At 64.7% G+C, this 6611-nt stretch carries 7 protein-coding genes; all 7 read left to right on the top strand.

What is annotated here, in order from left to right:
• Nucleotides 1-158 precede the first annotated feature (158 nt).
• Nucleotides 159-632, top strand: a complete 474-nt coding sequence (locus tag AC1DY5_RS37135; protein ID WP_478119477.1) for a hypothetical protein — start codon at nucleotides 159-161, stop codon at nucleotides 630-632.
• 11 nt (nucleotides 633-643) lie between these two features.
• Nucleotides 644-1138 carry a hypothetical protein gene (locus AC1DY5_RS37130; protein ID WP_478119476.1) on the top strand — a complete coding sequence of 165 codons (495 nt, stop codon included), beginning with the start codon at nucleotides 644-646 and terminating at the stop codon, nucleotides 1136-1138.
• Nucleotides 1139-1196: 58 nt separating this feature from the next.
• Complete coding sequence (locus AC1DY5_RS37125; RefSeq protein ID WP_478119475.1) at nucleotides 1197-1604, top strand: DUF6750 family protein; 408 nt, start codon at nucleotides 1197-1199, stop codon at nucleotides 1602-1604.
• Between the two features lie 306 nt (nucleotides 1605-1910).
• The gene (locus AC1DY5_RS37120) at nucleotides 1911-2492 is read left to right on the top strand and encodes a hypothetical protein (RefSeq protein WP_478119474.1); all 582 of its coding nucleotides are present in this window, start codon (nucleotides 1911-1913) and stop codon (nucleotides 2490-2492) included.
• Complete coding sequence (locus AC1DY5_RS37115; protein WP_478119473.1) at nucleotides 2483-3754, top strand: hypothetical protein; 1272 nt, start codon at nucleotides 2483-2485, stop codon at nucleotides 3752-3754. The genes AC1DY5_RS37120 and AC1DY5_RS37115 overlap by 10 nt, the downstream gene beginning before the upstream one ends.
• 47 nt (nucleotides 3755-3801) lie before the next feature.
• Nucleotides 3802-4602 (top strand): hypothetical protein, encoded by an 801-nt coding sequence (locus AC1DY5_RS37110; protein WP_478119472.1) that lies wholly within the window; start codon nucleotides 3802-3804, stop codon nucleotides 4600-4602.
• A gap of 64 nt (nucleotides 4603-4666) precedes the next feature.
• Nucleotides 4667-6611 (top strand): hypothetical protein (locus tag AC1DY5_RS37105; RefSeq protein ID WP_478119471.1); only part of this gene is annotated, 1945 nt, incomplete at its 3' end.

The raw sequence follows: 6611 nt of genomic DNA, 5'->3' as shown, positions 1-6611 counted from the left end.
ATCCGGCTGCGGCCCCTGCAGTCCCGGCTCCGTCCGTAGCGGTCGCGCAAGAAGCGCCGAAGCCTGCACCGGCAGTGGAACCCCCAGCAGCCGTGCCCGTTGCGCCGCCGACACCGCCCGTGGTCGCGGCTGAAAAGCCAGCGTCCGCAGCGCCGTCGATGGAGGTCTCCAAGGTGGCTCCGGCCGCGGCTCCAGAGGCTGCAGCGCGGCAGACTCAAAGCGACGACAGCCAGTCTGTCCCGCCGGTCGCGAAGGCTACGCCCAACAAGCCAGAAAAGGCCGTTCGGGTGGCTGCCGCGCCAAAGAAGGCTGCAACGCCCGCGAAGGTTGCCGTTCGGCACACCCCCGCGGCGAAGCCCGTCCGCGACGCTGAAGCTCTGAAGCCTGCGAAGGGGAAGGGCGCATGCAGGGTCGAGAAGGACCCGACGCCTGACTCTAAAGAAATGCTGGCCGGCTGGAAGCTGCGCGGCACCTGGCCGAACCACGGTCCGAGCCAGCTCGCCTGGATCGCGGACGAGAGCGGCCGTCTCACGACCGTATCCGTGGGCACGCGCGTCTCCGGCGCCCGAGTCCTGTCCATCGGCGGGCGCGGCGAGGTGGTGCATACCACCGCCGGCCAGATCCTTCCCTGAGGTGCTGAGTCATGCCGGATTTCGCCTCATTCCTGAACGAGTTCGCCGCGCTCGGCAAGGCGTTCGTGCCCCTGGTCTACTGGGGTGCGCTGCTTGTCGGCTTCTTCTTCACCGGTTCGGCCATGCAGAAGATCGCCAAGATGGGTCACGACCAGGGCGGTGGCCAGCAGCCGACCTGGGCTGGCGTGGGAGGCAACCTGCTCGTCACGATCGGCTGCACGATGCTTTCGGCGTGGGTTGAGTCGCTCACGAAGGACTTCGGCGGGATTGGCGAAGACGTCGCATCGCAAATGGCCTACATGCGCGACGGCAGCTCGGGGTCGTTGAAGCCCCTGTGGAACGCGATCTATGCCTGGCTCTTCCTGCTTGGTGTCTGCGCGATCTTCCGCGCGTTCCTTCTTCTCAATCGCGCCGCTCAAGGACACGCCCAGGAGGGCGATGGCTTCTGGCGCGGGTTCTGGCACATCTTGGGAGGGGCAATCCTCGTGAACATCGCGACCCATTGATCACTCCTCTCTCCCAACACGTCACACCGTCTGTCTTCAAACTCTCTGAGGAGCAATCTTGAAAAAGCTGATTTCCAACCTGAACGTCCGCATCGCCATGTGCCTTGCAAACACCAGCGCCGTGGGCCGCAACGCTGCAGTTGTCGTCGCCACGACCGTCCTTGCGAGCCACGCTTTCGCGCTCGACGCCAACACCTCGGTCAACGGGATGATCAACCTGATGAAGCTGGGCATCCAACTCTTCCAATGGGCGATGGTCCTCGCCGGCATGGGCTCGATCTGCTACGGCCTGCTGAAGTGGAAGAAAAAGGGTCAGGACAACGGCGGCGACCAGGTCGAGGCCCGCCAGATCTGGATGCCCATCGCCGCTGGCGCCGCAATGATCTGCATCTGGGCGATCGTCGAGTTCGCGGTTACCGCAGCCGGTGGCAATACCTCCGATATCGGTCGTACGAATTCTTTCTAGATATGACTTGCTTTAATTATTCGCGGAAAACTACTAATACAATGGATAAACTGTAGTGCGCGAAGCGAGTTTCCTGCACTTTTGGGAATGCACCCATGCTGGTCGACGTCGGGGAGGGCTTCTGCTCTCCTGGCGGACGGCCATTTTTGTGCCTAAAGAATGTTCAAGCTCATCCCTGGTATCAAACGCAGCGTCTTCCGAGACAACGACCCGCGGGCTACACAAGCCGACGCGGTCTTTGTCGCGCGCCGCCCCCAGGTGCTTGAGAAGTCGCGGTACACGTGCCAAGGGTGCCTGTACCGATCGATGCAGACCCCGAAGAAGCCGACCAACCTTCAGGTGCATCACCAGGACGATGACCACCACAACAACGACGACAGCAATCTGGCGCCGATCTGTGGTCTCTGCCATGGCTATCCGCACCTTGGGTGCAAGACCACCTCGACCGGCGGCGGCGGTGGCCTGGCCTCGGACGCGCAGCTCGCGGCGATTCCCGAGCTGTCGGCGGCCGACCTGAACAACCTGCTGCGCGCGATCGGCGCGGCGATGGCCGACCCGAATGAAGCCGCTGCTGCAAAGCAGATCTACGAGATGCTCTGCGAGCGCGTGCGGCCGGTTCGCGCTGCGTTCGGTACCTCGAAGGCACTGGACTTCGCCGGAGCCATGTCCAAGCTGAACTCGATCGACTATGCGAACCGCGGCGACGCCGTGTTCGACCTGCGCCTGGTGTGGAAGCCCGAAGTCCTGAAGAAGGCCGGGGCCGACATGCTCRAGGATCATCCCTCAATGAAGCCGAGCACCTGGGCCGTCTCTTACGGCGACCTGGTGGACGAAGCGCTGGCAGCCCAGGCTCGAAGCGCGGGGAACGAAAGCTCGACATGGCAATAACCCAAGCCCGCCAAGGTTCTTACCGCAATGCCGCACCCACAGAGGAGGACCTCCCGACCGCCGTGGGCGCCGCGCCGGACTTCGGCGTTGCTCACTTCGATCTGCAGGACGTGACGTCTGGCGGCGTTTGCTACTCGACCAAGGGCGGCTTCCGGCGCTTCCAGTCGGGCGGCGACCTCATGAACCTCATCTGGGTGACGAACCTGGATATGGTGCCGAAGCAACTGCCCAGCCTGCGCTCGAACAAGTTCTTGCAGACCAAGCTCACGACGCTCGCCGAGGATCTCGGCGTCGAGCTCACCGGCTTCAAGCAGATGAACGGCGTCGACAAGGGCGGGATGGTGGACGTGGCCCGCGTGCTGAATCACACCCGCGACCTGGTCGTGACGGCCTATCCGTGGAAGGCTCCCGATCGCGAGTGGAACAAGCCGCGTCTGAGCGAGTGCATCTCGGAGCTTCTGCCTTCGGTGGAGCGCTCTGTGCCCCAGATCGAGGTCGCGCTGCGCGGGGCCTACCAGTCCTGGAGCAGCCCGCAGATGCAGCAGAAGATGATGTACGACCGCGGCTCGCGCATGATCTACTTCCGACGCAACCGCGTCCAGCATGCCCTGGACATCATGCGCACGCCGTTGCCGACCAACGGCTGGTACCAGCAGCCGGCCAAGGGACTGACGCTGGACATCCTGCTTGACCCGGGCCAGCCCACCCTCGTGGAAGTGGCGATCGAGTGGCGCCATGCGGATGCCGACCTGGTGTCGCTGATCGCTTTCGGTGCCGACGCCTCCAACACGTTGATTCGCCGCTGGGTGTCCCAGATCGAACTCACCTGGCTCTTGAAATACGCCCGGATCACGGTGCTGTCCGCCTACGCGGCGAACGCGGCCGCGTCGCTACCGTCGCAGCTTCAGCTTCCGAACGTGATCGCCGGCGATCCGATCTACCAGCTGTCCATCCCGCACGGCCTCGTGGCCGAAGCGCACTGGGCGGGCCTGGCTCGGCCGATCTACAGCCGCGTGAAGCGCCAAGCCGAGATCACCACGACTTCCGTCTGGTACCGGGCCATGGATCGCGCGATCTCGTTTCAGATGGCCCTTGCCGCGAAAGAGCTGGGCGGCAACGTGTCCGGCTACGGCTCGGGCGGCGTGCAAGTGCGCCTTGAAAACCTATCAGTACAGCAGCTTCTCGAAGTGGCCGATGCAGTCGGCGCCAGTCACCCCTGCCTGGCGTCCGAGATCGTCGGCCGAGAGAGGGGGGACTCTTGAACGCAGCAACAGCAACGATGGCAAAAAGTGGGTCGCGGCTCGCAGAGATGCTCGCGCAGGCGCCTGTTGCCGCCGGGCCGGAATATGCAAACTGGTTCACGAAGTGGTGCCAGAGTGGCGCTCGTGAGGAGAGCGACGGCCCCACGCGGCCGTTCGTCTTCAAGTCTCAGAAAGAGCGTACGGCCAGCGACGTCCTGGACGAGGACAACATGCAGCCCATGCGGAAGATGCTCTCGCATCATCCGGGCGCGCCCATGGCGTTCGCGGAGATCTGCCGGCAGTCTTCGGGCTTCCTGCGCCTTCGCGCGCTGATCGAGTACGTGAAGGTTCAATCCGACCGGCCCTCCGTGACGAACGCCAGCGACGAAGGCTCCTCGACGGCCTACGTCAGCCCGCTGCACATCAACGAGGTGATGCGTGATTTCGAGATCGAGGATTCCGACCAGGCCGAGCAGGAGATCGCACGGCTGCGGGGGGTTGCGCGTGAACGCGTGATGCAGGACCTGCTCGGAATTTCTGGTACGGCCTCTGAACAGGCTTTCGGCGCCGCGGCGGGTACGTGGCTTCGCAAGGAGTACACGCGGCGCCAGGCTGCCGAGAAGCTAGTGCGCGTAGCGTCCACCGCTGCGGCGTCCAGTTCTTCGGGCTCGAGCCGTGAGCGGGCGAACGACCAGGCCATTGCTCTCCCTACGGAGCGCCCAAGGCGTCTCGCCTTCCGTGCGGCTGGCCCGGCCAGCCCGGCCGAGCAGCAGCCGAGCGAGGCGGCTTCCGCGGCTTTCGCGGCAAGCACGAGCGCGCCGGCGGCCGAGCGGCCGTTCGGCTTCGGCTTCCGTCGGCCTGCGGGCTGACCGGACCCGATCCGAGCAGCGCCAACCTTCCACGCGCGGCAAGCGCACCAGACATCAGGACCCCATGCTCATCAACGCAATCGAGTCGTTCATCTACTGGGCCGGTTCCCAGCTCACCATCGGCGATACCGACCTGGCCTGCGACTGGCGCGCGCCAATCCAGACCGAGGCGGATGTCCCCGCGGAGATCATGGCGCTGAAGAGCGGCAGCGTGGTCTCGTTCATCGAGATCAAGGGCATCCGCCGCTACGTCGGCGCGAAGGAGTTCGAGAAGCTGGCCGAGAACCTGGCCACGATCCTCTCGAACCGGATGAAGGCGGGCAACGGGCGCAACCACAGTATGACGTTCTGCTTTCGCAGCGATCCTGCTGGCTCCGTCCGCCTGGCGCGCGAGCTCATGGCGCCCATGTCCACGACCGCCAAGCGCCTCGGCATGACGGAGACCGCCTTCTTCGACGCGCGCGTCGAGGAGCTGGCGCGGGCCTGCACGGATGAAGCGGTGTACCTGGCCGTCTTCACCCATCGCGCGGGTATGAACGCCAACGAACAGGCGAACCTGGTCGAGCGCCAGAAGAAGGCGGCTGCCGAGTTGCGCAACCGCAAGGTGAGCGTTGCGTACAACGACACGTTCTCGCAATCGCTGGCGCAGCCGTCGAACCTGCTCGTGACACGCCACAAGTCCATGGTGGAGAACTTGGTGAAGGATCTCTCGGTCGAGATCAACACCGGCGGTACCTACCTGCTCGCCAATACGATGACGGTGCGGGAGGCTGCGAACATGGTGCGACGCGTGTTCGATCACACCGACTTCCCGTCGACCTGGGCGCCGCGGTTCCTCGGTGACAAAAATGCCATGCCGGCGACCCCGATCCGACGCGCCGACGAGGCTGCGGTGATGCCGGTCGCACTGTCGCGTCAGATGATCCCGGCGAGCTTCAAGGAGGAGTTCAAGGCCTTCGAGTTCGCTCGCCAAGGCTCCAACCTCACGGCGAGTGTCGTCGTCGAGGTGTTGCCGGAGGAAGGCTCCCAGCCCTTCAACAAGCTCATGGAGAAGCTGGGACGCACGATTCCACTGGCGTACTCGCAGGACGTGCTCCCGTCGGGCCTCGAGTTTCGCAAGTCCGACCAGTTCTTCGGCAGCTTCATGGCCGCGATGGGCGACTTCAACAAGGGCATCAAGCGCGGCTGGGACGAGCTGAAGAACCTCGAGAAGGAGGGCGGCTACGTCGCGGYGACGCGCATGACGATGACCACCTGGGCGAAGACCGAAGAGCAGCTGCAGTTCCAGGTCGAGTACCGGCGCAGCTCGATTGAGGCCTGGGGTTCGACCGTATGCTCGAACGAGACCGGAGAGCCGGCGCTCGCAGCCATCTCGACGGCCGCGGGCTTCTCGCGCGCCAGCTCGGCTCCCTACCTGCCGGCACCGATCGGCGAGATCACCCGGATGTCGCCGGTCGTGCGCGCTGCGTCGATCTGGAAGGACCGGCCAGCTGATCGCCTCGACCCTCGAGGGCCGGCCTTATCCGATCGCGCTGGGCTCGGGCATGCAGGCCTCCTGGGCAACCGTGGGCTTCGCACCGACTGGCTCGGGCAAGTCGTTCTTCATGAACCTGCTCAACTCGGGGCTGCTCATGGCGCCAGGCGCGCAGGACGTGCCGTATGTGACGGTCGTCGACGTAGGCCCGAGCTCGAAGCTGATCATGGATCTCTACCGAGCGATGCTCCCCGCGAGCAAGCGCGACCAAGTCGTGTCCATCCGGATCAAGAACTCTCCCGAGTACACGGTCAACCCGTTCGACACCTTCCTTGGGCTCGACCAGTGCACCGAGCAGGACCGGGACTTCATCGTCGCCGTTCTGGGCACCATCTCCCCGGGCCTGGGCGCGGAGGCGGACAAGTTCTTCCAGAAGCTCATCGCCACGGCCTACGACCGATTCTCGCGCGCGTCCTCGGATGCCAAGCCCTGGCAGAACGCGATCGATCCCGAGGTCGGCGCGCTGTATCAGCAG

The organism is Variovorax sp. P4_D9, assembly GCF_056401695.1.
Note: the sequence above shows the minus strand (reverse complement) of the source record. Positions and strands in the feature narration are given on the sequence as shown.